The sequence below is a fragment of the Mycobacterium colombiense genome, from assembly GCF_001665835.1.
GTDB classification, from domain to species: Bacteria; Actinomycetota; Actinomycetes; order Mycobacteriales; family Mycobacteriaceae; genus Mycobacterium; species Mycobacterium colombiense_A.
Genome location: NZ_LZSX01000004.1, coordinates 1 through 26826 on the forward strand (window position 1 = coordinate 1; position 26826 = coordinate 26826).

General features: G+C 68.4%; 26 protein-coding genes, 1 tRNA gene and 1 pseudogene. 12 read left to right on the top strand and 16 right to left on the bottom strand.

Going from position 1 to position 26826, the window contains the following annotated elements; genetic code table 11:
* The 6 genes and pseudogenes from kasB to aceE all read right to left on the bottom strand — a co-directional run.
* Positions 1-759: pseudogene (gene kasB, locus A5760_RS00770) on the bottom strand (3-oxoacyl-ACP synthase KasB); the annotation flags it as partial.
* A 28-nt stretch (positions 760-787) separates the two neighbouring features.
* On the bottom strand, positions 788-2038 hold the full coding sequence (gene kasA, locus A5760_RS00775; RefSeq protein WP_064877186.1) for a 3-oxoacyl-ACP synthase KasA: 1251 nt from the start codon (positions 2036-2038) through the stop codon (positions 788-790).
* Entirely contained in the window at positions 2035-2382 is a 348-nt protein-coding gene (gene acpM / locus A5760_RS00780; protein WP_064877187.1) for a meromycolate extension acyl carrier protein AcpM, read from the bottom strand. Before acpM ends, kasA begins: the two co-directional genes overlap by 4 nt.
* 88 nt (positions 2383-2470) lie before the next feature.
* The gene (locus A5760_RS00785) at positions 2471-3379 is read right to left on the bottom strand and encodes an ACP S-malonyltransferase (RefSeq protein WP_064877188.1); all 909 of its coding nucleotides are present in this window, start codon (positions 3377-3379) and stop codon (positions 2471-2473) included.
* Positions 3380-3522: 143 nt separating this feature from the next.
* Positions 3523-4845 (bottom strand): PucR family transcriptional regulator, encoded by a 1323-nt coding sequence (locus A5760_RS00790; protein WP_064877189.1) that lies wholly within the window; start codon positions 4843-4845, stop codon positions 3523-3525.
* 190 nt (positions 4846-5035) lie between these two features.
* Entirely contained in the window at positions 5036-7825 is a 2790-nt protein-coding gene (gene aceE, locus A5760_RS00795) for a pyruvate dehydrogenase (acetyl-transferring), homodimeric type (RefSeq protein WP_064877190.1), read from the bottom strand.
* Positions 7826-8010: 185 nt separating this feature from the next.
* On the opposite strand from aceE, the gene A5760_RS00800 reads away from it, so the two are divergent.
* The 7 genes from A5760_RS00800 (at position 8011) to A5760_RS00830 (ending at position 13474) form a co-directional block, all read left to right on the top strand.
* Positions 8011-8598: a hypothetical protein gene (locus tag A5760_RS00800; RefSeq protein WP_064877191.1), complete on the top strand. Its 588-nt coding sequence runs from the start codon at positions 8011-8013 to the stop codon at positions 8596-8598.
* 83 nt (positions 8599-8681) lie between these two features.
* Entirely contained in the window at positions 8682-9104 is a 423-nt protein-coding gene (locus tag A5760_RS00805; RefSeq protein ID WP_064877192.1) for a DUF3052 domain-containing protein, read from the top strand.
* Complete coding sequence (locus A5760_RS00810; RefSeq protein ID WP_064877193.1) at positions 9104-9565, top strand: peroxiredoxin; 462 nt, start codon at positions 9104-9106, stop codon at positions 9563-9565. Before A5760_RS00805 ends, A5760_RS00810 begins: the two co-directional genes overlap by 1 nt.
* A gap of 55 nt (positions 9566-9620) precedes the next feature.
* Positions 9621-9695: transfer RNA gene (locus A5760_RS00815), tRNA-Val, on the top strand.
* Between the two features lie 131 nt (positions 9696-9826).
* The gene (locus A5760_RS27725) at positions 9827-10792 is read left to right on the top strand and encodes a peroxiredoxin (protein ID WP_064877194.1); all 966 of its coding nucleotides are present in this window, start codon (positions 9827-9829) and stop codon (positions 10790-10792) included.
* Between the two features lie 226 nt (positions 10793-11018).
* A complete protein-coding gene (locus tag A5760_RS27515; protein WP_269198359.1) occupies positions 11019-12254 on the top strand; it encodes a DUF732 domain-containing protein in 1236 nt (411 codons plus the stop codon).
* 101 nt (positions 12255-12355) lie between these two features.
* Positions 12356-13474 (top strand): epoxide hydrolase family protein, encoded by a 1119-nt coding sequence (locus A5760_RS00830; RefSeq protein ID WP_064877196.1) that lies wholly within the window; start codon positions 12356-12358, stop codon positions 13472-13474.
* 4 nt (positions 13475-13478) lie between these two features.
* Here A5760_RS00830 and A5760_RS00835 read toward each other — a convergent pair whose 3' ends face one another.
* The 3 genes from A5760_RS00835 to A5760_RS00845 are packed head-to-tail and all read right to left on the bottom strand — an operon-like array spanning position 13479 to position 15481.
* Entirely contained in the window at positions 13479-13874 is a 396-nt protein-coding gene (locus A5760_RS00835; RefSeq protein ID WP_064877197.1) for a VOC family protein, read from the bottom strand.
* An 11-nt stretch (positions 13875-13885) separates the two neighbouring features.
* Entirely contained in the window at positions 13886-14665 is a 780-nt protein-coding gene (locus tag A5760_RS00840) for an SDR family NAD(P)-dependent oxidoreductase (protein WP_064877198.1), read from the bottom strand.
* The gene (locus A5760_RS00845; RefSeq protein ID WP_064877199.1) at positions 14666-15481 is read right to left on the bottom strand and encodes an oxygenase MpaB family protein; all 816 of its coding nucleotides are present in this window, start codon (positions 15479-15481) and stop codon (positions 14666-14668) included.
* Positions 15482-15642: 161 nt separating this feature from the next.
* Here A5760_RS00845 and A5760_RS00850 point away from each other — a divergent pair, with 161 nt between their 5' ends.
* Positions 15643-16602 (top strand): cobalamin biosynthesis protein, encoded by a 960-nt coding sequence (locus A5760_RS00850; protein ID WP_064877200.1) that lies wholly within the window; start codon positions 15643-15645, stop codon positions 16600-16602.
* Here A5760_RS00850 and A5760_RS00855 read toward each other — a convergent pair.
* Genes A5760_RS00855 through A5760_RS00865 form a run of 3 tightly spaced genes read right to left on the bottom strand, consistent with a single transcriptional unit; the run spans position 16584 to position 18617 of the window.
* Positions 16584-17426: an SURF1 family protein gene (locus tag A5760_RS00855; protein WP_064877201.1), complete on the bottom strand. Its 843-nt coding sequence runs from the start codon at positions 17424-17426 to the stop codon at positions 16584-16586. The two genes, A5760_RS00850 and A5760_RS00855, sit on opposite strands and share 19 nt — an antisense overlap.
* Positions 17426-17923 carry a low molecular weight protein-tyrosine-phosphatase gene (locus A5760_RS00860; protein ID WP_064877202.1) on the bottom strand — a complete coding sequence of 166 codons (498 nt, stop codon included), beginning with the start codon at positions 17921-17923 and terminating at the stop codon, positions 17426-17428. Before A5760_RS00860 ends, A5760_RS00855 begins: the two co-directional genes overlap by 1 nt.
* Positions 17916-18617 carry an HAD-IA family hydrolase gene (locus A5760_RS00865; RefSeq protein WP_196771938.1) on the bottom strand — a complete coding sequence of 234 codons (702 nt, stop codon included), beginning with the start codon at positions 18615-18617 and terminating at the stop codon, positions 17916-17918. The genes A5760_RS00860 and A5760_RS00865 overlap by 8 nt, the downstream gene beginning before the upstream one ends.
* Positions 18618-18708: 91 nt before the next feature.
* Here A5760_RS00865 and cobC point away from each other — a divergent pair, with 91 nt between their 5' ends.
* The 4 genes from cobC to A5760_RS00885 are packed head-to-tail and all read left to right on the top strand — an operon-like array spanning position 18709 to position 22758.
* Complete coding sequence (cobC, locus tag A5760_RS00870; protein WP_064877203.1) at positions 18709-19761, top strand: Rv2231c family pyridoxal phosphate-dependent protein CobC; 1053 nt, start codon at positions 18709-18711, stop codon at positions 19759-19761.
* Complete coding sequence (locus tag A5760_RS00875; RefSeq protein ID WP_064877204.1) at positions 19758-20906, top strand: Nif3-like dinuclear metal center hexameric protein; 1149 nt, start codon at positions 19758-19760, stop codon at positions 20904-20906. Before cobC ends, A5760_RS00875 begins: the two co-directional genes overlap by 4 nt.
* On the top strand, positions 20903-21640 hold the full coding sequence (locus tag A5760_RS00880; RefSeq protein WP_064877205.1) for a zinc ribbon domain-containing protein: 738 nt from the start codon (positions 20903-20905) through the stop codon (positions 21638-21640). The genes A5760_RS00875 and A5760_RS00880 overlap by 4 nt, the downstream gene beginning before the upstream one ends.
* Positions 21637-22758, top strand: a complete 1122-nt coding sequence (locus A5760_RS00885) for a bifunctional RNase H/acid phosphatase (protein WP_064877206.1) — start codon at positions 21637-21639, stop codon at positions 22756-22758. The genes A5760_RS00880 and A5760_RS00885 overlap by 4 nt, the downstream gene beginning before the upstream one ends.
* Positions 22759-22761: 3 nt before the next feature.
* Here the strand turns inward: A5760_RS00885 and A5760_RS00890 are convergent, their stop codons facing one another.
* Genes A5760_RS00890 through A5760_RS00905 form a run of 4 tightly spaced genes read right to left on the bottom strand, consistent with a single transcriptional unit; the run spans position 22762 to position 26824 of the window.
* Entirely contained in the window at positions 22762-24714 is a 1953-nt protein-coding gene (locus A5760_RS00890; RefSeq protein ID WP_064877207.1) for an aconitate hydratase, read from the bottom strand.
* Between the two features lie 59 nt (positions 24715-24773).
* The gene (locus A5760_RS00895; RefSeq protein WP_064877208.1) at positions 24774-24968 is read right to left on the bottom strand and encodes a ferredoxin; all 195 of its coding nucleotides are present in this window, start codon (positions 24966-24968) and stop codon (positions 24774-24776) included.
* A gap of 52 nt (positions 24969-25020) precedes the next feature.
* Positions 25021-26199, bottom strand: a complete 1179-nt coding sequence (locus tag A5760_RS00900) for a cytochrome P450 (RefSeq protein ID WP_064877209.1) — start codon at positions 26197-26199, stop codon at positions 25021-25023.
* Positions 26200-26248: 49 nt separating this feature from the next.
* Positions 26249-26824: a helix-turn-helix domain-containing protein gene (locus tag A5760_RS00905; protein ID WP_064877210.1), complete on the bottom strand. Its 576-nt coding sequence runs from the start codon at positions 26822-26824 to the stop codon at positions 26249-26251.
* Positions 26825-26826: the final 2 nt, after the last annotated feature.

The window sequence follows — 26826 nt, forward strand, 5'->3', positions numbered from 1 at the left end:
GTGTTCCTCGGTCTCGATGACCAGCAACGCGCCGGCCTCGCCGAACACGAAGCCGGTGCGGTCGCGGTCGAACGGGCAACAGGCGCCCACCGGGTCGTCGTTCTTGGTCGACATCACGATGCGCATCTGGGCGAACGCCGCGATCGGCACGGCCTCGATCCTGGTTTCCACGCCCCCGCAGATGGCGATGTCGGCCTCACCGAAGACGATGTTGCGCCAGGCCTGCGCGATCCCTTCAGAACCCGACGCGCACGCCGAGACCGGCGTGATCACCCCGGCTTTGGCGTGCCGCTCCAGTCCCACCGCCGCCGAGGCGCCGTTGGGCATGTACTTCTGCACCCCGAGCGGAGAAACGGCCTTCATGCCACGAGCGCGCATGTCGTCGTAGCTGAAGACCATCTCCTCCGACGAACCCAAACCGGTGCCGATGGACACCATCAGGCGGTTGCTGTCGACCTCGGGGGAGCCGGCGTTCTCCCAGACCCGCCGGCCCAGCACGGTCGACATCCGCTGCAGGTAGCCCGTGCGACGCAGCTCCACGCGGGTCAACTGACTGTCGAACTCTTCCAACAGATGCCCGCCGATGCGAACCGGCAGGTCAAACTCCTCGACGAACGAATCCTCGAGTTTGCGGATACCACTTTGGCTGTCCAGCAACAGCTTCCAGGTGGTTTCGGCATCAGTTGCCAGCGCGGTCGTCATGGCGACGCCAGTGACGACCACGTTCGGGAGCGTTTTCCCGGTAACCAGCTCTGTCATGGGTCTTGCGAACGTTCCTTCCGTTTACTCAGTAACGCCCGAAGGCGAGTGCCACGTTGTGGCCACCGAACCCGAACGAGTTGTTGATCGCATAACGGAAGTCGCCGTAGCGGGGTTCGCCCGCGACAACGTCCAAATCGATCTCGGGATCGGGGGTTTCGTAGTTGAGTGTTGGCGGTATCACGCCGTCCCGGAGGCTCAATACCGTGAGAACAGATTCCAGCGCCCCGACGGCACCGATGGAGTGCCCCAGAGCCGACTTCGGTGCGTAGACGGCCGCCTCCTGGCAACCCGCGACGCGAATGGCGTTGGCCTCGGCCGTATCACCGATCGGCGTCGCCGTCCCGTGGGCGTTGACGTGGTCGACGTCCTTGGGGGACAACCCCGCCAGCTCCAGCGACCGGGTCATGGCGCGACCGGCGCGCACGCCGTCCGCCGCCGGTGCCACCATGTGGAACGCGTCCGAGGTGATGCCGGCACCCATTAACCGGGCCAGTGGCTTGGCGCCACGAGCCTTGGCGTGCTCTTCGGTCTCAATGATCATCAGCGCACCGGCTTCACCGAACACGAAGCCGTCGCGGTCCTTGTCGAACGGTCGCGATGCGCGCTCGGGCTCATCGTTGCGCGTCGACATGGCCCGCATCATCGAGAACGCCGCGATGGGCAGCGCTTCGATGGGGCCCTCGACCCCACCGCAGACGGCGAAGTCCGCGTCGCCCATGACGATCTGACGCCACGCGTGGGCGATCGCCTCCGAGCCCGACGAGCAGGCCGAGACCGGGGTGATGACCCCGGCGCGGGCGCCGAGCTGCAGGCCCACCACCGCCGCGGCGCCGTTGGGCATGATCATCTGAACGGCGAGCGGCGACACCTTGCGGGGGCCACCCTCGTTCATCAGGTCGTAGGTCTCAACGATCCGCTCGGCACCGCCGAGCCCGGTGCCGACCACGACCGAGAACCGGTCGGGGTCGACCTCGGGGCTACCGGCGGTATCCCACAGCTGAGTGCTCAGCACCTTGGCCAACCGCTGGACATACGACATGCGCCGCATGTCCAGCCTGCTCATGCCTTCGTCGATGGGGTCCTTGAGGTGTCCGCCGATCTTGACGGGCAGATCCCATTTGGTGACGAACTCGTCTTCGAGGACGTGGATGCCGCTTTCGCCGGCCAACAAGCCCTTCCACGTGCTCTCGATGTCCGGCGCGATCGATGTCGTCGCCGTGACGGCGGTTACCACAACGTTGGGGTAACCGCCATTAGCAGTGGAAGGCTTGCTCACTTGCTGTCCGCTTCCAGCCTCGACTTGACGTTGGCGACCGCGTCGGGGTTCTCGGTCTCCAGCTTGGCGCGCAGCGCCTCGGCAGCCTCGGGGTTCTCTTCCTCGAGCTTCTGGATGTAGGAGACGACGTCACCGACGGTACGCAGACCAGCGAGGTCCTCGTCGGGGATCTTGACGCCGTACTTGTCCTCGGTCTGAACGGCGATCTCGACCATCGACAGCGAGTCGATGTCCAGGTCGTCGACGAAGGACTTCTCCGGGGTGACCTCGGAGGGCTCGATACCGGTCACCTCTTCGATGATCTCGGCGATACCGGCGATGATTTCTTCCTGGCTGACGGCCACAGCGTGCTTCCCTTCGTAATGTGTTGCGTGTTAGTCGAATTGACTTGCATATGCGGTTGTACTGGTTGTGCAACTGGTCGAGCTGGCTTTAGAGCTCGGCCAAAGCGTCCAGGTCTGCGGGCGACTTGACGGCACGAGCCGTCACCCCCCGAAGTTCTCGTTTGGCGATGCCGGTGAGAGTGCCCGCGGGCGGGAACTCCACGGCCGCGGTGACTTCCAGGTCACGCAGCGTCGCGGTGCACAGGTCCCAGCGGACCGGCTGGGTCAGCTGGGCGACCAGCGCCTCCATCGCCTCGGCCGCCGAGGCGACCGGCTTGCCGTCGCGGTTCGACAGCAGCTTGGCGGTGGGCTCGGACGTCTGAACGGCGGCCGCCGCGGCCGCGTAGCCGTCGAGCGCCGACGCCATGTACCTGGTGTGGAACGCTCCGGCCACACCGAGGGCGCGTACCCGGGCCTTCTCCGGCGGGTCCTCGGCCAGCTTCTCCAGCGCGGTCAGCGCGCCGGCCGCGACGATCTGTCCGGAGGCGTTGCGGTTGGCCGGGAACAGGTCGAGCTGCTCGAGACGGGCCAGGACCTCGCCCTCGTCGCCGCCGAGCACCGCGGACATGCCGGTCGGCTCGATGGCGCAGGCCTTGGCCATCTCGGCGCCCCGGGTGGCGGCCAGCGCGACGGCGTCGTCGGCGGCGATCACGCCGGCGATCGCGTAGGCGGCGATCTCGCCGACGGAGTGGCCGGCCACGACCAGGTCGGCGTCCGACAGCAGGCCGCGCTTGGTCAGCTCCTGGTGGGCCAGCAGCGTGGCGGCCACCACCAGCGGCTGGGTGACCGCGGTGTCGGTGATCTCTTCGGTCGATGCGGTGGTGCCCAGGCGCACGAGATCGAGGCCACTGGCCTTGGACCACAGCGCCAACTGGTCAGCGGCGCCGGCGAGCTCCAGCCATGGCGAGAGCATCCCCTCGGTCTGCGAACCCTGTCCGGGCGCAAGCAAAGCAATCACGTGTTTAAGAGAACACTGTGGAAACGGTTTTGGCGGGTGTAACAGATTATGAACCTCATCTTATGTTTTTGTGCGAACCCTACAAAACGGCTCCTTAAGCTACTGGTTTGATATCGTGCCGCGACCTGTTGCCTGGGTCACTATCACCCGGATAGCCCCGCAACAGCCCCTTTGAGCGGCAGCGGAACCGCCGGCATGGCGTTGTTGGCGGCGCTAGACGGACTGGTCGGGTAGTTGAGCTGGCCGACCGTCGCCGCCACTCGCAGGACATATGCGTCACGGGGCTGCATGGGATCCCGGCCGGTGAAGTCGGTGATCCGCTTGAGTCGGTAGCGCACGGTGTTTGGATGAACGAACAACTTTCTGGCGCAAGCCTCAATCGCGCCGCCACAATCTAAGTAAGCGTCAAGAGTCTCGATCAGCGTAGGACCCGCGTCCGCCAGCGGGCCCATCACGTCGGTGTGCAGCGCCACTATGGCCGACGCATCGCCCATCAGGGCCCGTTCGGGCAGCAGTTCGCGGGCCGGCACCGGACGTGGCGCTCCGCGCCAACCACCAACGGCGTTCATGCCGGATATCGCCTCGCTGGCGCTGTGATAGGCCGCCGTCAGCATGGGCGCGGTGGGTCCGACGACCACGGGGCCGTCGGCGAACGCGACCAGCAGATCGCCCAGGAATTTGTCGGTTGGCGACAGTTGGCCGGACACGATCGCGACCAGCCAGGTGCCGTGCACGTCGGTGAGGGCCGCGCGTCCGTGCTGTGCGGCGATATCGCGGACGCGCTGGCTCGCGCGCTCGCTGACGTCCGGGCCGGTCGACCCGTCGCGCCCGGGGGACGGGGTGCCGACCACGACCGTCGCCGGGGCGGTGGTGTCCCAGTTCAGCGCCGCGGCGCGGGACAGCAGCTCGGGGCCGGTGTCGCCGCGGACCACCGCGTCGACGACGCTGGCCTCCATCCGGCTGTCCCAGGTCCCGCGGGCCTCGGCCGCGTTCGCGTAGGCGGTCGCGGCGGTGAACGCCAGGTCGCGGCTGTACTTGAGGATGCCCACCGTCAGCGCGGTCAGCTGGTCCTCGGAGCGGGCCAGCAGCGGGACGACCTCCTCGAAGAAGTCCATGGTCACGCGCGCCATGTCGACGCTGTGGCGCAGCGCGATGCGGCGGGCGAGGTCCTGGGGCACCAGCTCGAAGGCCTGCGCGGTGTGGCTGACGTTGCTGTGCGGGTCCTGCATCCACTCGGCGAAGTTGTTGATGGCCGTCTGCACCACCAACGCCATGCTGGCCCGCTGCGACGCTTCCAGGTCGGCGAAGAACGGCAACCGATCGCCCATCACCGAGACCGCCTCGGTGGCCAGCCGGCCGGAGTACTGCTTCAGCCGCCGCAGGACCGACTCCGGCACGGTGTCCAGCAGCTCCATGGGGGATCGGGGCTGCTTGGCGAACGGACCGGCGAAGGGGTTGTCATTCACCCCTAAAACCTACGCGCCTTTTCTGGAAGTTTCCGCCAAAGGAGGCGCGTGGCGTTCTTAAGAACGCCTCAAGGTAGCCGGCCGCGGGCTGCCTTAGGCCGCGAGCGTGACGTCGGCGCCACGCTCGACGCCCCAACGTGACGCGAGTGTCACGTTGGGCGCAGGGTCCCGCGAGGGTGCGCCTTGGGGCTCACGCCACGCCGGGGTCGGACGTCTGCTCCGGGGCGGCCAGCACGTCGTCGATCTTGTACTGGCGGGCGGCCGCGGTCGGCACCGACGGGTCGATCTCGCCATCGCGGGCCAGCGCCTCCAGCACCGCGACCACCTGCGACTCGGCGTCGGTATTGAAGTACCGGCGCGCCGCGGGCCGGGTGTCGGAGAAGCCGAACCCGTCGGTGCCCAGGGTGACATAGGTGCCCGGCACCCAGGGCCGGATCTGCTCGGGCACCGCACGCATCCAGTCGGACACGGCGACCACGGGCCCGGTGGCGTTCGACAGGGCCTGGGTGACGTACGGGACGCCGGCCGGCCGGTCCGGATGGCGCAGCCGCGCCCGGTCGACGGCCACACCGTCGCGGTTCAGCTCACCCCAGCTGGTCACCGACCACACGTCGGCGGCGACGTCCCACTCCGCGGCCAGCATCTGCGCGGCGTTGAGCGCCGACGGCATCGCCACCCCCGACGCCAGGATCTGCGCCTTGTTGGCCCGCTGTTCGGTGGCGACGTGGTAGCGATACAGGCCCCGCAGCACGCCCTCGGGGTCGAAGTTCTCCGGCTCGGGCGGCTGCACGTACGGCTCGTTGTAGATGGTGATGTAGAAGTAGACGTCCTCGGGGTTCTCCCCGAACATCCGCGCCAGCCCGCTCTCCACGATGTAGGCGATCTCGTAGGCGAATGCCGGGTCGTAGGCGACCACCGCCGGGTTGGTGCTGGCCAGCAGCAGCGAGTGGCCATCGGCGTGCTGCAGGCCCTCGCCGGTCAGCGTGGTGCGCCCCGCGGTGGCGCCGAGTAAGAAGCCGCGAGCCATCTGGTCGGCGGCGGCCCACAATCCGTCACCGGTGCGCTGGAAGCCGAACATCGAATAGAAGATGTAGATCGGGATCATCGGCTCGTTGTGCGTGGCATACGACGTGCCGGCCGCGATGAACGAACCGACCGACCCGGCCTCGTTGATGCCCTCGTGCAGGATGTGGCCGGCTTCGCTTTCCTTGTAGGCCAGCATCAGCTCGGCGTCCACGGCGGTGTACAGCTGACCGTTGCGGTTGTAGATCTTCAGCGACGGGAACCACGAGTCCATGCCGAAGGTGCGGGCCTCGTCGGGAATGATCGGCACGATGCGCGGACCAACCTCCTTGTCCCGCAACACTTCCTTGAAGGTGCGCACCGTCGCCATGGTGGTCGCGACCTCCTGGTTGCCCGATCCCTTCTTCAGCGCGGCGTAGGTGTCGCGGCCGGGCAGCCGCAGCGCCTTCGCCTTGGTCCGCCGCTCGGGCAGGAAGCCGCCGAGGGTGCGCCGCCGGTCGACCATGTAGCGGATCTCCTCGGCGTCGGAGCCGGGGTGATAGTAGGGCGGCAGGTAGGGGTCCTCTTCCAGCTGGGCATCGCTGATCGGAATCCGGATCGCGTCGCGGAAGTCCTTAAGATCTTGCAGCGCAAGCTTTTTCATCTGATGCGTGGCGTTGCGGCCCTGGAAATGCGCACCCAGCGAGTAGCCCTTGATGGTCTTGGCCAGGATCATCGTGGGCTGGCCCTTGTGGTCGACGGCGGCCCGGTAGGCGGCATAGACCTTGCGGTAGTCGTGGCCGCCGCGCTTGAGGTTCCAGATCTCGGAATCGCTCATGTTCTCCACGAGCGCCTTGGTGCGCGGATCGCGGCCGAAGAAGTGGTCGCGCACGTACGCGCCGTCGTTGGCCTTATACGTCTGGTAATCCCCGTCCGGGGTGGTGTTCATCAGGTTCACCAGCGCGCCGTCGCGGTCGGCGTGCAGCAGCGCGTCCCACTCGCGGCCCCAGACCACCTTGATGACGTTCCAGCCGGCGCCCCGGAAGTACGACTCCAGCTCCTGGATGATCTTGCCGTTGCCGCGCACCGGACCGTCGAGTCGCTGCAGGTTGCAGTTGACGACGAACGTCAGGTTGTCCAGACCCTCCAGCGCGGCGACATGCGCCAGGCCGCGGCTCTCCGGCTCGTCCATCTCGCCGTCACCCAGGAAGCACCACACATGCTGGTCGGAGGTGTCCTTGATGCCGCGGTCGTGCAGGTAGTGGTTGAACCGCGCCTGGTAAATGGCGTTGAGCGGGCCCAGGCCCATCGACACCGTGGGGAATTCCCAGAAATCGGGCATCAGCCGCGGGTGCGGGTAGGACGGCAGCCCGCCGCCAGCGTGGCTGTGCTCCTGCCGGAAGCCGTCCATCCGGTCGGCGGTCAGGCGGCCTTCCAGGAAGGCGCGCGCATAGATGCCCGGCGACGCGTGGCCCTGGATGAACACCTGGTCCCCGCCGCCGGGGTGCGCCTTGCCGCGGAAGAAGTGGTTGAAGCCGACCTCGTACAGCGCCGCCGACGAGGCGTAGGTCGAAATGTGGCCGCCCACACCGACTCCCGGGCGCTGGGCGCGGTGCACCATGATCGCGGCGTTCCACCGTATCCACGCCCGGTAGCGCCGTTCGACGTCCTCGTCGCCGGGGAACCACGGCTCGAGTTCGGTCGGAATGGTGTTGACGTAGTCCGTTGACGTCAGCGACGGGATGGCGACTCGCTGCTCGCCGGCCCGTTCCAGCAATCGCAGCATCAGATAGCGCGCCCGCGACGGGCCGGAGCGCTCCAGCAATTCGTCGAAGGACTCCAGCCACTCCGACGTCTCGTCCGGATCGATGTCGGGTAGGTAGGAGGCCACCCCCTCGCGGATCACCCGAACGCGGTCGGGTTCGGTTGCGCCGGTGGGGTTTGTGGCCAGATCGTGGCGCACGAACTCAGTTGTCAACGCACTACTCCTGTTGTGTGGCGGAATGTGTGCCGTAACGGGTGGGTCGCACCCTGACCACCATCGTGCCGCACCGGTGTTTCGCGCGGATAGCCGACGTCGGGTAGCCGACGGAGCTTCACCTGGCGAACCCCAACTCGGCGTGTTTGGGGCAGGTGCGCAACCCACCCGGTAACGTCAGGCTTGTGCTCATCCGGTGGGGTGCCGTCCCTCATACGCAGGTGAAGGCTTTGCCCCGGCGCGGGGCGTTGGCCCTCGGCTGTGTCGCCGTGACGCTGATGGGCATCGTCGGGTGCACGTCGGTCACCAACGGCACCGCAACGCCGGACACCAAAGTGGCGCCGGCCTACCGGCAATCGGTGTCGGCGTCGGTGTCCGCGTCGTCGGTGACTTCGAGCGTCCGGGAATCTCAGCGGCAGCAGTCGCTGACCACCAAGGCGGTGCGCACCGCCTGCGCCACGCTGGTCACCACCAGCAAGAACGCGATCGACAAGACCAACGACTTCGTCAAGGCGTTCAACGACGGCCGCGGCACCGGCCCGACCGAAGGCCCGGCCATCGACGCCCTCAACGACAGTGCCACCACGGTGGCCAACAGCTTCAGCGATGCGATGTCGCAGCAGATCAAGGACGCCTTCAACGCCTACATCGACGCCGCCCGCGCGGTGGCAAACGCCATCGGCACCCACGCGGGGACCGGGGAATTCAACAAGCGGGTCGATCAACTCAACGACACAAAAAAGAACGCGGTGAAACTGTGCCTGGCAACGTGATGATGCGGAAGTATGGACCAGGTTCTGGCTGTGCGACGATAATCCCCAATCGCATAGCGCGCGGACGTTAAGGAGGCTCCACGGTGGTCGCGGCGGATGACGCCCCGAGCTACGCCCGCAAATTGGGCATCCAACGGGACCAAGTTGTCCAGGAGTGGGGCTGGGACGAAGACACCGATGACGAGATCCGCGCCGCGGTCGAGGAAGCCTGCGGCAGTGAGTTGCTCGACGAGGACACCGACGAGGTGGTCGACGTCGTCCTGCTCTGGTGGCGAGACGGTGACGGCGACCTGGTGGACACCCTGATGGACGCGATCGGCCCGCTGGCCGAAGATGGCGTGATCTGGGTGCTGACGCCCAAGACCGGCAAGCCGGGTCACGTATTGCCGGCCGAAATCGCGGAGGCCGCCCCCACCGCCGGTTTGATGCCGACCTCGTCGGTCAACCTGGGGGACTGGAGCGCCAGCCGGCTGGTGCAGCCCAAATCCCGCGCCGGGAAGCGTTGATGCTGCCCGTCGGCACAGCCGCCCCGGATTTCACTTTGCGCGACCAGAACCAACAGCGCGTCACGCTGAGTTCCTATCGTGACGCCAAGAACGTTCTGCTGGTGTTCTTCCCGCTGGCCTTCACCGGGATCTGCCAGGGGGAGCTGGACCTGTTGCGTGACCACCTGCCCGAGTTCGAAAACGACGAGAGCGCGGCGCTGGCCATCTCGGTGGGCCCGCCGCCCACGCACCGGGTCTGGTCGCTGGACAGCGGCTTCACCTTTCCGGTGCTGTCGGACTTCTGGCCGCACGGCGCGGTCAGCCAGAGCTACGGCGTGTTCAACGAGGACGCCGGCTACTCCAACCGCGGGACGTTCGTCATCGATCGGTCCGGGATCATTCGCTTCGCCGAGATGAAGCAGCCCGGCGAGTCCCGCGACCAGCGGCTCTGGACGGACGCACTGGCGGCTTTGCGGGCCTGAGGAGGACTGAGAATTTTGGGAAGTTGGCCTTCGGGCGGGTAGCCTGCCCGGGCACGGGCGCGTAGCTCAGTGGTAGAGCTCTGGTTTTACACACCAGCGGTCGGCGGTTCGATACCGTCCGCGCCCACCAACGTTTACGCAGTTCAGCGTCGCAGGACGAGTTAGCCGGGTTTGGCGGGCAAACGCCCGTGAGCTGTTCGGCCTTGACCGAATTATCCGAGTGTGCGTTCGCGCGGAGCGTCCCGGCGTTACCCTTTGCCGATGATCGCGGGCGAGAAGGCGCCTGACTTCACTCTGTACGATCACACCGGTCGGCCCCGGGCCCTGTCCGCGCTCCTTGCCGACGGGCCGGTGGTGCTGTTCTTCTTCCCACTGGCATCGTCACCGATCTGCACGGCCCAGGCCTGTCATTTTCGGGACCTGAGCAACGAATTCGTCACGGTGGGCGCCCAGCGGGTGGGCATCAGCACCGACACCGTCGACAGGCAAGCCCACTTCGCCCAACAGCGCTCGTTCGACTATCCGCTGCTCTCCGACGCGGACGGCGTGGTGTCCGAGCTGTTCGGGGTGCGCCGGGGCAGGCTCGCCAAGCTGCGTAGATCCGTCGTGGCGCGTGAGGCGGCCCGGCGAGGCCGGCACACCCGGCGCCGTGGCCTGCTGGCCCGGCTGCTGCCGGTCAGACGGACCACATTCGTCATCGACACTGATCGCACCGTACTCAAGGTGGTCGCCAGCGAGCTGCGGGCGTCCGTGCACGCCGACCAGACGTTGTGGTTCTTGCAGCACCGCAAGGGGCTGCATAGTTCGCCGCATGCCGGGGGGAAACATTCCGACCCGCATCCGCAGTCGGAGGACGAGGGCGCCGAACGGGAAACCGCGAACGGGGCGAGCCTGGTCCGGCCATACACGCTGACGGGGGGCCGTACCGACTCTGGTGTCGAACTGCCACTCGAGGCTCCGGTCGAAGCGCTCGACACCACATCGAAGCCGCCGCGCTGGCCGAAAAACGATGTGCGGGGCCAGATCCTGACGTGTTGCGTGCAGAGCCCCTCGGTCGCAGAGATCGCCGCTCGTCTGTCCTTGCCGCTCGGTGCGACGCGGTTCCTGGTCGGCGAACTGGTGACACAAGGTTATTTGCGGGTGCACGCCCCCCTCGGTGACTCGATGACGATCGACCAACGACGCGAGCTGATAGGCAGGACCCTGCGTGGCCTACGAGCACTCTGAGGGATCGGGCGCCGGGGGTTGATGCCGGACTCGGTGAACTTGTTGTACACGTGTTTCGTAATCTGGATACGCGTTCGCTAACGGGATAACAGTTAACCCGCAGTACATGCCCAGGTAATGTCTATGTCACGTAACAGCGCGTCGGAAGTACGATTTTTTCATGCCGTTGGCTAACGGCAACATGTTTGCTGGGTATGCCATCCTGCGGTTGTTGGGATGTGTCGGGATGGGCGAGGTCTACTTCACCCGGCGTCCCCGTTTGGCCCGCGGTAAATCGCTCAAAATGCTGAGCACCGGCGTCTGCGCGGACGACGCCTACCGTCTGGTGACACAGACGGATCCGGCGACCGCGCCAGGGCGTCTCACGTGGTGCGCGTCAACGACCGTGCGCTCCACTTCCACCGGCGATATCCCCATCTTGAACCTGCGTTGGGAGACCCGCTGGCGCGCAGGCGATAACGCCTGCGGCATAAGTGATATCCAAAGTCCGCGCGGGGACGGGCTCTCGCAGAACGGAAATCCTGTCATGTTCACCGCCACGACCAGGTGCACCGGCGTCACCAGCCATGCCGGCGTTCTGGTTACCACCCTTGTTTTGCTAAGCGGCGCCGCAATTCTGCGCGGCGGCGCAGCAACGGCTGACTCGAACGAAGACGACCAATTCCTGGCGCTGCTCGCTCAAGAAGGCATCCCCGCCCTCGAAGGCGTGCCGAGCCTCGTCGACGTCGCTCATAAAGTCTGTCGCGCACTGGATGCCGGCATTCCGGCGGACCGCGTACTGGACGCGATGGTCGAGTATGCGGGAAGCAACGATCCACCCGAGCGCTTCTACGCCCCGGGCCGTCTCGCGCGCACCGAAGCACGGTTCATCACCGCGTCGGTGGGTGCCTACTGTCCATACAACCGGAGCAAAATCACCTTCCTGGTCACTGATCCCGCATCGCGATGGAATGATCCGGCGCATCGGATGGCGGACAACAACCGCAACGCGGTCAACTCGCGCGATGACCTGCGGGAGCCGCATGTGTCGCACCGTGGCGCCCTCGCGACGGGTCGCTGCGCCGGCGAGCGGTTGGACTTCGATGTGCATGGCGCGGCGCTCGCCTCGTCCGCCGCAGCGGTTCCTGCCGGAGATGTCACCCAGCCGAGCCCGCCGCAGCTTCCGGCGCCACCACCGTCGTTGGCGCACCAGGCACCACCCAAGCCGATCGCGGCACCGCCTCGGCCGCAACGGGTGTCGCCGCCACCACAACAGCCGCCGCCTCTTCCCAGGGTTGCTCCGCGGCCGGGTGCCGCGCCCGGCAATGGCGGCGGTGGAAGCACCGGCGGTGATCTTCCAGCGGCGCCACCCCCACCGCCCGTGGCATCTCCGCCGCCCGTGGCGCCCCCGCCACCACCACCCGTCCCGCCGGCGCCGCCAGCGCCACCCATGGCGCCGGGCTTTGTCAGGCTTGCACCCTGAGAGAGTGGCCACGCTCGGCGGCCCGCGGGGCCGTTCGTGCTCATGCATGCGCCAGCGGGGGCGTGTGCGGCGCCGATCGCACTCGGGGGCACTATGAACCCGTGAAACCGTTCCGCATCGACGTTCCCGACGACGTTCTCGACGATCTGCGATCGCGGCTTGCCCGCACCCGTTGGCCCGAGGCCGAATGCGTGGACGACTGGAGCCAGGGCGTGCCGCTGGCCTACACCCGGGAACTGGCCGACTACTGGGCCAGCGGCTACGACTGGCGATCGCGGGAGGCCGCGCTCAACCGCTTCGATCAGTTCACCACCGAAATCGACGGGCTGGACATTCATTTCATCCACCAGCGGTCCCCGCACCCCGACGCCTTCCCGCTGGTGATCACGCACGGCTGGCCGGGCTCAATCGTGGAGTTCCACAAGGTGATTGAGCCGTTGACCAACCCCGCCTCGGGCCGCGCCGAGGACGCCTTCCACGTCGTGTGTCCGTCGCTGCCCGGCTACGGCTTCTCGGGCAAGCCCGCCCACACCGGCTGGGGTGTGGAAAAGATCGCGCAGGCATGGGAAACGCTCATGCTGCGCCTGGGCTACGACCGCTACGGCGCCCAGGGCGGCGACTGGGGCGCCGCGGTCACGATACAGATCGGCCGCAACGTCGGTCACTGCGTGGCAATCCACCTGAACATGCCGGGCGGCCGGCCCACCAAGGACTCGTTGACGAACCCGACCGAGGAGGAGCAACGAGCGCTGGCCGGGTTGGCCAACCATCGCAAGTGGGGCACCGGCTATTCCAAGCAACAGTCCACCCGGCCGCAAACACTGGGCTACGGCCTGGCCGATTCGCCGGTGGGGCAGCTGGCGTGGATCGTCGAAAAGTTCTGGGACTGGGCCGATTGCGACGGGCACCCCGAGAATGCGGTCAGCCGCGACGAGCTGCTCGACAACGTGATGGTCTACTGGGTGACCAACACCGCCGCGTCCTCGGCGCGCCTGTACTGGGAGAGTTTTGCGGTGTGGAGCGGCGGGGACCGCGTCGAATTGCCCACGGGCGTCGCGGCTTTCCCCGGGGAGCTGCTCAAGGCGCCGCGCAGCTGGTGCGAGCCGGTCTACAACATCACCCACTGGACGGACATGCCACGCGGCGGGCATTTCGCGGCGTTCGAACAACCGGAGCTGTTCGTCGAGGACCTGCGCGCGTTCTTCGCGACCGTGCGCTGAGCGATCAGCCGGGCGGGGCGAAGAACTCCAGCGCGATGCCGTCGGGATCGCGGAAACTCAGCCCCGAGCCGTACGGGGCATCCACGATGCCGCCGTGCTCGATGCCCAGTTCGCCCAGCCGGGTGACCCACTTCTCCAGCTCGGCGCGGCCGGCGCAGCCGAAGCCGACGTGGTCGAGGCCGACGCGGTGTTCGCTGAACTGTTCGTCAGGGGCCGTTCGGTCGTGCTGATGAATGCCGAAGACGGTGCCGCCGTCGAGTATCCACACCTGGTGGTGGAAGCCGGCGTCGGTGTGCTCATCGAGGATCGGGTCGGCGCCGAGCAGGTTGCGGTACCACGGCCCGCTGACTTCGAGGTCGCGCACCGTGACCGCGACGTGGTTGAGCGCTGGAAAGGTCATGCCTTGCCACGCTAGTCCGCTTGGCGCGGTTTGCCGACCATCGGGCCGCCGGCCGAGTACCCACCGTCCACGGCCAGCGCGGCGCCGGTGATGAAGGATACCTCGTCGCTGGCGAGAAACAGTGCGGCGGCGGCCAATTCGGCGGGTTCGCCCCACCGCGCCATCGGCGTCGGCAGGTAACCACCGGGCGGCACGTCATCGTCGGGTTTGGCCCCCGCCAGGCCGGTGTAGGTCATGCCGGGGCAGATCGCGTTGATGCGCACGTTCGCCTTGGCGTAATCCAGCGCAGCGGACTTTGTCATCTGCACCACCGCGGCTTTGGCTGCGGCGTAGCAGGACAAGCCTTTCCAGCCGACCAGCCCGGACGCCGATGCGGTGTTGACGACCGCGCCGCCACCTGCCTCGAGCATCGCGGGGATCGCGTATTTCATGCCGAGGAACACGCCTTTGAGATTGATGGCCAGGATCTTGTCGAACATTTCTTCGTCGGTGTCGGCCAGGGCCGCGTGTGGCCCACCGAATCCCGCGTTGTTCAGCAGCACATCCAGCTGGCCGAAGCGGTCGACGGCGGTGGCGACCATGCGTTGGACGTCGGCGGCGTCGGTGACGTCGACGTGCACCGGCAGCGCGACATCGCCGAGCCGGGCGGCGATCTCGCGCTCCTGCCCGCTGACGTCGGCGCAGACGACGCGGGCTCCCTCGTCGGCGAAGCGGCGGGCCGCGGCCCACCCGATGCCGGAGCCCGCGCCGGTGATGATGGCGACTTTGCCCGCGAGACGATCCTGCGCCATCTAGACGATCCGCCGGCCCTGGCGCGCGCGGGATCGCATGTCCCACAGGTAGAGCCGGTATCCGAAGATCCAGGCCCGGTGCGGGATCAGCCGGTCGGCCAGCCGCAGTGCCGTCAGCAGCCAGTCGAAGCGGCGCTGCCGGCCCGGCGACCAGTCCAGCCGCATCAACTCCCGGAACTCGGGAGCCAGAAACCCCGTCGTCGCGAACAGGTTGAACGGCCCCGCCAGCACGCGCAATGGCCACGGCAGGAACGCCAACGCCGCCACGCCGTGCAGGTGCTCGCGGACCGGAGGGTCGATGCGCAGCTCGTCGAGGGAGCGTTTCCAGTACTCGTCGAACGCGGTCCGGTCCGGCGGCCACATCCGCTCGGGCACTTGCAGTGTGGTGCCCAGCTTGGCGGCGTCTCGGTAGACCGTGTCGGCCGTTGCGTCATCCAGCGGGCCGTGCAGGAACTCGTGCTGGTCGACGAAGTACCGGTACAGGCATGCGGCCACCCACAGCTGCAACTTGGGGTCAAAAGCGTTGTAGGACACCGGGCTCGACGACGTGGACCGGACCTGCCGGTGGGCGACGTCGACGGCCGCGCAGATCAACGCCCGGTCGTACTCGGTCCCGATGGTCGCGGCCGCCAGATAGGTGCCGGTGGTGCGCGCGCGCTTGAACGGATGCTTGTAGACGTTGCCGCTGTGCACCGGGCTTTCCAGCACGCCATAGCCGACGCCGGGCAACGACAACTGCATGATGACGTTCGCGGCGGGCAGCAACACCGCCGCCGGGTTCAGCAGGTCGGCGATCCGGGTCGCGGGCCGCTTCACCGCGGACCTTGCCTGCTTGGCCTCATGCCTTCGAGTAGACCATCGCCGGATCGGCACGATCAATGATTCCGACGTTAATTGCCCATCGTGCTGGTCATCGTCGTTGTGATCGTGGCGGTCGCCCAGTCGGCGGGGGCGCGAGGGTGTGAGACGCTGCCGAGGTGGTTGCGAGGCGAACCCGGATCGTGGGCGTGGCGATCGGCTATCTGGCCGACCGCGCGTTGGGCGACCCGCGCCGCGGCCATCCGGTCGCGTTGTTCGGCCGGGCCGCGGGGGCGCTGGAGAATGTGGCCTACCGCGACAGCCGGGTCGCCGGGGTGTTCCATGTCGGCGTGCTCATCGGGGCGCTGGGCCTGCTGGGCCTGGCGGTGGAACGGGCCGCGGAGCGGCGCGGCGGCCGGGTGTGGTCGATCGCCGCGACCGGCGTAGCCACCTGGGTCGCGCTGGGCGGAACCTCGTTGGTGCGCACCGGCCTGGACATGTCGGAACTGTTGGAATGCGGCGACGTCGACGGTGCGCGTGGGCTGCTGCCGTCGCTGTGCGGGCGCGATCCGGCGTCGCTGGATGAAGCCGGCCTGGCCCGCGCGGCACTGGAATCGATCGCCGAGAACACCTCCGACGCCCAGGTGGCGCCGCTGCTGTGTGCGGCGGTCGGCGGCGTGCCCGCGGTGCTGGTGTATCGCGGCGTCAACACCCTGGACTCGATGGTGGGTCACCGCTCGCCGCGCTATCTCCGATTCGGTTGGGCCGCAGCGAGATTGGATGACGTCGCCAACTACGCCGCCGCGCGGGTGACCGCGTCACTGGCGGTGCTGCTGGCGCCGCTGGTCGGCGGATCACCGTCGGGTGCGGCGCGGGCCTGGCGCCGCGATGCGGCCCGCCATCCCAGCCCCAACGCCGGCGTCGTCGAGGCGGCCTTCGCCGGAGCGCTGGGGGTGCGCCTGGGCGGGCCCACGCAGTACCGTCACGAGCTGCAGATCCGGCCCACACTCGGCGACGGGCGGGCGCCGGCGGTGACCGACCTGCGGCGCGCGGTGGCGCTGTCGTCGCTGGTGCAGGCGGGTGCCGCGGTGTCGGCGGGGCTGGTGGTTTGGCTGTCGGGTTACCGCCGACGACCGTAGCGATCGGCTAGTTTGGCCTCCACGGACTGCGGTACCTCGGGCGCCTCGGGCGTGGGCGCCGCCTCGGGCGACGGCCGCTGTTGCTTCTCCTGGCGGCGGGCGCGGATCTCCGAGTAGGCGAAGTAGCCCAACCCGATCGGGGCGAGGATGCCGAACGCGATCCACTGGATGCCGTAGGACAGGAACGGGCCGGCGTCCAGCTGCGGCACACCGACCACGCCGAGGCCGCCGGGCTGACCGTCGATCAGTTGCAGGTAGGACCCGGCCAGCGGGATCTTGGTCAGAATCGCCACCTGTTCGGTGTCGATCGAATACACCTGCTGCACACCGTCGCCCACGAAGGGATCCTTGTTCACCGCGGCGGTCTCGGAGTCGCGCAGCCGCGCCGTGATGGTCACCGTCTCCGCCGGGGGGCGGGGGATCGGCGGGACATGGGAGCCCTCCAGGGGCCGCACGTAGCCGCGGTCGACCAGGACGGTCGGTCCGCCGTCGACGGCGAACGGCGCCAGCACCTCGAACGCCGGCTTCGAATCGATCACCCGCAGCCGGGCCAGCACCTGCACGTCGGGCAGATAGTGCCCGGTGGCGGTGACCTGGCGCCACTGCGCGCCGGGAGCTGCCGAATTCTGCTGCGGCAGCAGCGTTTTCAGCGGGACGGGCGCGGTGTTCAGCGAGGATTCGATCTGGCGGTTCTCCTGCGAGGTCCTGCTGTGCTTGCCGAGCTGCCAGGGCGCGAGCACCGTGAAGCACAGATAGGCGAAGGCGACGACCACCAGGGCCAGCACGATCCAGCCCGGGCGCAGCAGAAAGGGCAGGCGGCGCATCAGGTGGATCCGTTCTGCGCGAGCCGCTCGTCGACCCAGTCATGCAAGCCCGGCAGCGCGGCCTCGATGACCGTGTACACGCGCTCGAAGTCCCCGGTGTCGCCGTAGTAGGGGTCGTCGACGTCGGGGGTGTGTGCGCCGGTGCGCGGATCGAAGGAGCGCAGCATCCGGACGCGGTCCTCGTCGGCGCCCAGGTGCCGCAGCATGCGGGCGTGGTTGCGGTCCAAGGCCACCACCAGGTCGGCGCCCAGGTGCTCGGCGTCGACCTGGGTGGCGCGGTGCTCGCATGCGTAGCCGTGGGCGCGCAGCACGCCGGCGGCCCGCTCGTCGGCGCACTCACCGACATGCCAGTTGCCGGTGCCGGCACTGCTCACCCGCACCGCGTCGGCCAGGCCGCGCCGGCGCAGCTGGTCGGCGAACATCTTCTCGGCCATCACCGAACGGCAGATGTTGCCGGTGCACACGAACGTGACGTGCAGCGGTTCGCGACTAGACACCTAGCGTCCTCCGTAATTCGTCGATGGTCGCGGCGTGCGTCACGCCGGATGCGGGGGCGCCGTCGGGGAAGTCGGCCTTGCCGTAGCCCCAGCCGACCACCACGGTGTCGATGCCGTGGGCGGCGGCGCCGTGCACGTCGTGGCTGCGGTCACCGACCATCAGCACCCGGTCGGGCAGCGGTTCCAGCTGCGACAGGGCGTGGGCCAGCACCTCGACCTTGGCCTTGCGCGAACCATCGGGGCTGGCGCCGGCGATGACCTCGAAGTGCTGGTCGAGCCCGAAGTGGGCGAGGATGCGCCGCGCCGTCGGCTCCAGCTTGGAGGTCGCCACCGCCAGCCGGACACCGGCGGCGCGCAGGTCCACCAGCAGCGCCTCGATCCCGTCGAAGAGCGCGTTCATCGCCCAGCCCCGGGCGCCGTACTCGGCGCGAAAGGCCGCGATCGCCTCCTCGGCGTCGTCGCCGAGCTCCATGGCCCGGAAGGTGTCGTCCATCGGCGGGCCCACGATCTGCGCGACGATGTCCCCGGGCGGCACCGGGGCGCCGATGTGCTCGAGCGCGTGCAGGAAGCTGGCGACGATTCCCTCCGCGGAGTCGGTCAGGGTGCCGTCGAGATCGAAGATCACCAGCTGCGCCGCATCCGGGGCCATGGCGTCGCCGGGGGCCTGGCGATCGGCTGACGTTGTGCCTGTCACCTCACCATTGTCCTCGATGCGTTGCAGCCGGGTGTGACGGTGTTGCCGATGCTGCTCCGGCCGGTCCGGCCGGCGCACTAGTGTTTCACGGATGGCGAGTCTGAACCTGAGCCCGCCTGCGGCGCGCTACCACGGTGATCAGGCCGTCGCGCCCGGGATGCTGGATTTCGCCGTCAACGTCCGGCACGGCCAACCGCCGGAGTGGCTGCTGCGACGGCTGGCCGAGCGGCTGCCCGACCTGGCGCGCTACCCGAGCCTTGACGATGTCCACCGGGCGCAGGATGCGGCCGCCGAGCGGCACGGCCGGACCCGCGACGAGGTGCTGCCGCTGGCCGGGGTGGCCGAGGCGTTCGCCCTGCTGGGCAACCTGCGTCCGCGACGGGCGGCGATCATCGCGCCGGCGTTCACCGAGCCGGCCGTCGCGCTGACCGCGGCCGGGGTGCCGGTGCACCACGTCGTGCTGAAGCCGCCGTTCGGCCTGGCCGGTGCGGCCGTCCCCGACGACGCCGACCTTGTCGTGGTGGGTAACCCGACCAACCCCACCTCGGTGCTGCACACCCGCGAACAACTGCTGGCGTTGCGCCGGCCCGGACGGATCCTGGTGGTCGACGAGGCGTTCGCCGACTCCATCCCCGGTGAGCCGCAATCGCTGGCCGGTGACGCGCTGCCCGACGTGCTGGTGCTGCGCAGCCTGACCAAGACGTGGGCGCTGGCCGGGTTGCGGGTGGGCTACGCGCTGGGTTCCCCGGAGGTGCTGGCGCGGTTGACCACGCAGCGGGCGCACTGGCCGGTGGGGACGCTGCAACTGACCGCCATCGCGGATTGCTGCGGCCGCCAGGCCGTCGCCGACGCGGCGGCCGGGGCGGCGCGATTGGCCCGGCTACGCGCCGAGATGGTGACCGGCCTGGCATCCGTGGGCGCCGAGGTGGTCGACGGCCGGGCTCCGTTCGTGCTGTTCCGCACACCCCATGCGGCCCACATACGAAAGACTCTGCATGACAGGGGAATTGCCATTCGCCGCTGTGATACGTTCGTCGGCTTGGACGAGCGGTATCTGCGGGCCGCGGTGCGCCGCGAGTGGCCGCAGTTGGTGCAGGCGATTTCGGAGGCGGTCACGCCGGAGAGCATCGGGGGCCAGCGGTGAGCGTGCAGCTGGCCGACGTCATCGCGGTGCTCGATGAGGCCTACCCGCCGCGGCTCGCCGAATCCTGGGATTCGGTGGGCCTGGTGTGCGGCGACCCCGACGACGAGCTCGAGTCGGTGACCGTCGCCGTCGACGCGACGCCGGCGGTCGTCGACGAAGTTCCCCGGGCGAGCCTGCTGCTGGCCCATCATCCGCTGCTGTTGCGCGGGGTGGACACCGTGGCGGCCAGCACCCCCAAGGGTGCGCTGGTGCACCGGTTGATCCAGAGCGGGCGCTCGCTGTTCACCGCGCACACCAATGCCGACTCGGCCCGCCCGGGTGTCTCCGATGCGCTGGCCGAGGCGCTGGGCCTCAGCGTCGAGGCCGTGCTCGAACCGGCGTCGGACGCAGCCGACATCGACAAGTGGGTCGTCTACGTGCCCGCCGAGAACGCCGAAGCGGTGCAGGCGGCGGTGTTCGCGGCCGGGGCCGGCCACATCGGGGACTATTCGCACTGCAGCTGGACCGTCAGCGGCATCGGGCAGTTCCTGCCGCACGAAGGCGCCTCGCCCGCCGTGGGCAGCGTCGGGAATGTCGAGCGGGTGGCCGAAGACCGGTTCGAGGTCGTCGCGCCCGCGCGTTCCCGGGCCGCGGTGCTGGCGGCGATGCGAGCCGCCCATCCCTACGAGGAGCCCGCGTTCGACATCTTCGCGATGGTGCCCCCGCCCGCCGACGCCGGATTGGGCCGCGTCGCGACGCTGGCACGCCCGGAACCGTTGCGCGACTTCGTCTCCCGCGTCAACGCGGCATTGCCGCGCACGTCCTGGGGAGTGCGGGCGGCGGGCAACCCAGACATGCCGGTGTCGCGGGTCGCCGTGTGCGGCGGCGCCGGGGATTCGCTGCTGGCCGCCGCGGCCGGCGCCGGCGTGCAGGCCTACGTCACAGCGGACCTGCGCCACCACCCGGCCGACGAACATCGCCGTGCCTCCGATGTGGCTCTGATTGATGTGGCACATTGGGCAAGTGAATTCCCTTGGTGTGAGCAGGCCGCCGGCTTGCTACGGTCGCGTTTCGGTGCGGAGCTCCCGGTGCGGGTGAGCTCGATACGCACCGACCCTTGGAATGTCGAGCAGGTTGGCAACGAGTCCGGGGGTAACAGGGCATGAAAGCCGAAGTGGCACAGCAGCGTTCGCTGCTCGAATTGTCGAAGTTGGATGCCGAGTTGTCCCGCATCACGCACCGGGCCACGCACCTGCCAGAACAAGAGGCCTGTGCGCGGTTGCAGGTGGAATTCGAGGCCGCCGGTGATCGGCTGGCCACGGTGCGCATCGCGCTGGAGGACATCGACGCCCAGGTGGCGCGGCTCGAGGCGGAGATCGAGGCGGTGCGCCAGCGCGAGGACCGCGACCGCTCGCTGCTGCAGTCGGGGGCGACCGACGCCAAGCAACTATCGGATCTTCAACACGAGCTGGAGACCCTGCAGCGTCGTCAGACCAGCCTGGAGGACTCGCTGCTCGAGGTGATGGAGCGTCGTGAGGAGCTGCAATCCCAGCTGGACGGCGAGCAGCAGACCCTCACGTCGCTGGAGACCGAGATGACCGCCGCGCGTGAGGCGCTCGACGCCGCGGTCGCCGAGATCAGCCAGGCCCGCGAGCTGCAGTCCTCGCGGCGTGACTCGCTGAGCGCCGCACTGGACCCGGCACTGTCGGCCCTCTACGAACGCCAGCGCGCCGGGGGAGGCGCGGGTGCCGCGCAGCTGCTGGGACGCCGGTGCGGGGCCTGCCGGCTCGAGATCGACCGCGGCGAGCTGTCCCGCATCTCGGCGGCCGCCGAAGACGATGTGCTGCGCTGCCCGGAATGCGGCGCGATTCTGTTGCGGGTCAAGGGGTTCGATCAGTGAAAGTCGTCATCGAGGCCGACGGCGGGTCGCGGGGCAACCCCGGCCCGGCCGGGTACGGCGCGGTGGTGTGGACCGAGGACCGCGCGACCGTGCTGGCTGAGGCCAAGCAGGCCATCGGCCGGGCTACCAACAACGTTGCCGAATACCGGGGTCTGATAGCCGGTTTGGACGACGCCCTGAACCTGGGCGCCACCGAGGCGGCGGTGTACCTGGATTCCAAGCTGCTGGTGGAGCAGATGTCCGGGCGGTGGAAGGTCAAGCACCCCGACCTGATCGAACTGCACGCCGAAGCCCGCGACCGGGCACGACGGTTCGAGCGCATCAGTTACTCGTGGATTCCGCGCGAGCGCAACACCCACGCCGATCGGTTGGCCAACGAGGCGATGGACGCCGCCGCCGAGGCCAACGGTGTGACCGAAAAGCCCGAACCGGCGCAACAATCCGCCCCGGTAGAAAAGCCCACGCCGTCCCCGGCCCCGTCGGCGCCGGGCTGGACCGGCGCACGCGGCACCCCGACCCGGCTGCTGTTGCTGCGCCACGGCCAGACCGAGTTGTCGGTGCACCGCCGCTATTCGGGCCGCGGCAACCCGGCGCTCACCGAGGTGGGGCGGCGGCAGGCCGACGCGGCGGCGCGCTATCTGGCGCAGCGCGGCGGGATTTCGGCGGTGTTCGCCTCCCCGCTGCAACGGGCTTACGACACCGCGGCGGCCGCCGCCAAGGCGCTGGGCCTGGACGTCACCGTCGACGACGACTTGATCGAGACCGACTTCGGCTCCTGGGAGGGGCTGACGTTCGCCGAGGCCGCCGAGCACGATCCCGAGCTGCACGGCCGCTGGCTGCGCGACACCAGCACCGCCCCGCCGGGCGGGGAGAGCTTCGACGCGGTGGCCGAGCGGGTGTCGAGGGTTCGTGACCGACTCGTCGCCGCCCACCAGGGAACCACGGTGCTGTTGGTGTCGCACGTGACACCCATCAAGATGCTGCTGCGAGAGGCGCTGGACGCCGGGCCCGGCATCCTGTACCGCCTGCACCTGGACCTGGCATCACTGAGCATCGCCGAATTCTATTCCGACGGAGCGTCTTCGGTGCGCTTGGTCAACCAGACGGCGTATCTATAAACGTCACTCCTGCTCCTGGTTGAGTCGTGGGATCAGGCCGCCGGCCAACACATCCTTGACTTGTCGTGGCGAGAGTCGATGCCGCACCGCGAATGACGATTCCTTGCTGGCGTTCTCGACCTGCAGGACATCGTCTTTGTCGAGTGCGCGCAGATTTCGGATTCGGAGGGTGTCGTCTTGGTCGATCGAGTCGTAGTCGTCGGGATTTTCGAACTCGAGCGCCAGAATTCCGTAGTTGGCCAGGTTTTGCCAGTGGATGCGTGCGAAGGACTTGGCGATGACCACGCGCAACCCGAGGTAGCGCGGTGCGATCGCGGCGTGCTCACGCGAGGAGCCTTGGCCGTAGTTGTCCCCGGCGACAATGATGTGCCCGCCGTCGCCGGCCTTTTGAGCCCGCTCGGGGTAGGAGTCGTCGACCCGGGTGAAGGTGAACATCGCGAGCTTCGGGATGTTGGACCGAAGCGGAAGGGCCTGCACGCCGGCCGGTGAGATTTCGTCGGTGGAGATGTTGTCGCCGACCTTGAGCAGCACCGGCGCCTCGATTTCGTCTGGTAGCGGTGACAACTCGGGCAGGCTGGAGATGTTGGGGCCCTTCACGGGTTCGACGCGTTGTGCCTCCTCGGCGTCGAGCGGAGGCACCAGCATTGCGGTGTTGACGGAATTGCGCTCGGGCAGATCGAGTTTCGGATACTCCATCTGCTCATCTTTGGCCCAGTCGCGCGGATCCGTGATCACCCCCGTCAGTGCCGATGCCGCGGCGGTCTCGGGCGAGCACAGCCAGACCGCGTCCTCCTTGGTGCCGGACCGGCCGGGGAAGTTGCGCGGCATCGTGCGCAGCGAGTTGCGACCGACCGCGGGAGCCTGGCCCATGCCGATGCATCCCATGCAGCCCGCCTGGTGGATGCGCGCCCCGGCCACCACCAGATCCAGTGTCGCGCCCATCTTGGTCAGGTCGGCCAGGATCTCGCGCGACGTCGGGTTGATGTCAAAGCTGACCTGCGGGGCCGTCTGACGCCCCGCCACCATCGCGGCCGCGATCGCGAAATCGCGCAGCCCGGGGTTGGCGCTGGAACCGATCACCGCCTGGGCGATCTCCTCGCCCGTCACCTCGCGAACGGGTACCACGTTGCCGGGCGACGACGGTTTGGCGATCAGCGGCTCGATCTGCGACAAGTCGATGGTGTCCTCGACGTCGTACGCCGCGTCGTCGTCGGCGAGCAATTCCATCCAGTCGTCCTCGCGGTCCTCGGCGCGCAGGAATTCGCGAACGGCTTCGTCGCTGGGAAACACCGTCGTCGTGGCGCCGAGTTCGGCGCCCATGTTGGCGATGACGTGGCGGTCCATCGCCGTCAGCGTCGTCACGCCGGGACCGTGATACTCGATGATCCGGTTCACCCCGCCCTTGACGTCGTGGCGGCGCAACATCTCCAGGATCACGTCTTTGGCCGAACACCACTCGGGCAGCTCACCGTCGAGCCGCACCCCCCATACCTCGGGCATGCGGATGTGCAGTGGCCGCCCCGTTATCGCGAGGGCCACCTCGAGACCACCGACGCCGATCGCGAGCATGCCCAGCGATCCGGCTGCCGGAGTGTGGGAGTCGGAGCCCACCATCGTCTTGCCGGGGATGCCGAAGCGCTGCATGTGGGTTGGGTGCGAGACACCGTTGCCCGGTTTGGAGAACCACAGGCCGAAGCGTTGCGCCGCGGTGCGCAGGTACTCGTGATCTTCGGCGTTCTTCTCGTCGCCCTGCAGCAGGTTGTGGTCGACGTACTGCACGCTGACCTCGGTGCGGGCGTGATCGAGCCCGAGCGCCTCGAGTTCCTGCATCACCAGCGTGCCGGTCGCATCCTGGGTCAGCGTCTGATCGATGCGGAGCGCGATCTCTTCTCCCGGGGACATCTCCCCGGACTCCAGGTGCGAGCTGATCAGCTTGTGAGCGACGTTCATGGCCATACCCCGGGGTTACCCCGGGACGGCGTGTTCTAGCGCGAATCGACGGCCGATGTATGTCGTCAGCGTGAAAGCGTGATGGCGCTTTCCGGGCAATTGCGCTCGGCGGTCACGGCCTGCGTTCCGAGCTCGCCGGACACCTCGTCGACGAGCACCACGCAGTGGCCGACCTCGTCGGCGTCGAAGACGTCGGGCGCCAGGGTGTAGCAACGCCCGTGCCCGGTGCACCGGTCGGGGTCGACGGCTACGTGGGCCATCTGCGCCGCTCCTTCTCATCGCTTCGCTCTGCATCGTCGCCGGCTATGCGGGTCATGACACCGGAAAGACCAGCGGCAGCGACTCCACCGATCGCAGCGCAGCGGTGTAGGTCAGCTCGGTGCCGGGCTTGATCTGGTAATCCGGTATGCGACGGTGGAATTCGCGCAACGCCACCCGCAGCTCCATGCGGGCCAGGTGCGAGCCGAGGCAACGGTGCGGCCCGCCGCCGAAAGCCCGGTGCCGGTTGGGGTTGCGGGTGAAGTCCACCAGCTCCGGATCGGGGAACTCGGCCGGGTCCGTGTTGGCCGCGCCCAGTAACGGGCTGACCCGCTCGCCCTTGCTGATCGGACACCCGCCCACCTCGACGTCCTGGATGGCCACCCGCGCGACGCCGGGCACCGGTGTCTCCCAACGCAACAACTCCTCGACCGCGCTGGGCAGCACGTCGGGCTGGTCGACGAGTTGATGACGGTGATCGGGGTGACGCGCCAGGTACACGAAGAAACAGTCGAGCGAGTCGGTGACCGTGTCCAGGCCGGCGATGAGGAACAGGAAGCAGATGTCGAGCAGCTCTTCGCGCGACAGTGGTTGGCCGGCATCGTCTTTGAAGTTCGCCGCGATCATCGCGGACAGCACGTCGTCGCGCGGGCTGGCGATGTGGTCGTCGATCGCGCGGTCGAAGTACTCGTAGATCTGTCGGGCCACGCCTGCGGAGCTCTCGTGGCGGCGCTCGTAGCCCGAGTCGCCCTCGGGGCGGATGACGCCGTCCTTCCACACCAGGAATTGGTCGAGGTCGTCCAGCGGCAGGCCGAGCAGCTGCAGAAAGACGGTGCAGGGCAGCGGCACCGCGAACTCTGTGTGGAAGTCGCACTCGCCCCGGCCGGCGAAGCGGTCGATCATCTCGTTGACCAGCTCGGTGACGCGTGGTTCGCGGCGGGCCATCTCCCGCGGGGTGAACAGCGGATCGAGGATGCGCCGGTACTTCGCGTGCTCGGGTGGGTCGATCTGCAGCGGGATCAGCGGCCGCACGTTACCCAGGTCGACCGCATCCATGTTCGACGAGAACAGCTCGGTGTGTTTGAGCGCCATTTCGATGTCGGCCAGGCGGCTGAGAACGACCGCCTGCGGCGACCGGAACACGGGGGCGGTTTCGCGCAGCGCCTTGTACATCGGCTGCGGCTCCGCGAGCCCCATGACCGTCTGGTCGACGAAACTTTCGGCTTCTGTCATGCGGTCAGCCTGGCACCGGCGTGCCTGTTGGGCAATGGTGTAGCGCGGATCAACTATGCAGGTGAAGCCGCTCGCCGTGCGCTCCGAAGATCACGATGGCCTCCACCGGCCCGTCCACCACGCCGAACCAGTGCGGCGTCCACGTCGAGAACTCGACGGCCTGGCCGGGGTCGATGGTGAAGTCGCGCTCGCCCAGGATGAGCCGCATCCGGCCGGAAAGCACATACATCCAGTCCTGGCCCTCGTGCACCGGCAGGTCGGCCGGCGGGGTGCGGCGACGCGCGCTGACCCGGACCTTGAACGCGTGCAGGCCGCCGGCGGGGCCCTGGCGGGTCAGCGGCCAATAGGTGACGCCGTGGTGGGTGTGCGCGGTGCCGCGCACCCGCGGGTCGGGGGTGGGCGGCGTCTGCAGCAGCTCGTCGGTGCTGACCGACAGGGCCCGGGCCAGCCGGGGCAGGTGATCCAGCGCCAGCCGGCGTTTCCCCGACTCGAGGCGGCTGAGGGTCGAGACGTCGATGCCGGCGTGCTCGCCGACCTCCTGCAGCGTCAAGCCGCGCTGCACCCGCAGTTCGCGCAGCCGCCGGCGCACCAGGAGGTCGATGTCGGGGGCCGTTTTTGCCTGCATGG

Bases quoted from the DNA above. Each gene is read 5' to 3' on its own strand.
- A5760_RS00890 (WP_064877207.1), bottom strand. From the start codon at position 24,714: ATGGCCATGAACGTCGCTCACAAGCTGATCAGCTCGCACCTGGAGTCC.
- A5760_RS27515 (WP_269198359.1), top strand. From the start codon at position 11,019: ATGGGCGAGGTCTACTTCACCCGGCGTCCCCGTTTGGCCCGCGGTAAA.
- A5760_RS00840 (WP_064877198.1), bottom strand. From the start codon at position 14,665: ATGGCGCAGGATCGTCTCGCGGGCAAAGTCGCCATCATCACCGGCGCG.
- A5760_RS00855 (WP_064877201.1), bottom strand. From the start codon at position 17,426: ATGCGCCGCCTGCCCTTTCTGCTGCGCCCGGGCTGGATCGTGCTGGCC.
- cobC (WP_064877203.1), top strand. From the start codon at position 18,709: ATGGCGAGTCTGAACCTGAGCCCGCCTGCGGCGCGCTACCACGGTGAT.
- A5760_RS00880 (WP_064877205.1), top strand. From the start codon at position 20,903: ATGAAAGCCGAAGTGGCACAGCAGCGTTCGCTGCTCGAATTGTCGAAG.
- A5760_RS00835 (WP_064877197.1), bottom strand. From the start codon at position 13,874: ATGACCTTTCCAGCGCTCAACCACGTCGCGGTCACGGTGCGCGACCTC.
- A5760_RS00900 (WP_064877209.1), bottom strand. From the start codon at position 26,199: ATGACAGAAGCCGAAAGTTTCGTCGACCAGACGGTCATGGGGCTCGCG.
- A5760_RS00895 (WP_064877208.1), bottom strand. From the start codon at position 24,968: ATGGCCCACGTAGCCGTCGACCCCGACCGGTGCACCGGGCACGGGCGT.
- A5760_RS27725 (WP_064877194.1), top strand. From the start codon at position 9,827: ATGATCGCGGGCGAGAAGGCGCCTGACTTCACTCTGTACGATCACACC.
- A5760_RS00810 (WP_064877193.1), top strand. From the start codon at position 9,104: ATGCTGCCCGTCGGCACAGCCGCCCCGGATTTCACTTTGCGCGACCAG.
- A5760_RS00905 (WP_064877210.1), bottom strand. From the start codon at position 26,824: ATGCAGGCAAAAACGGCCCCCGACATCGACCTCCTGGTGCGCCGGCGG.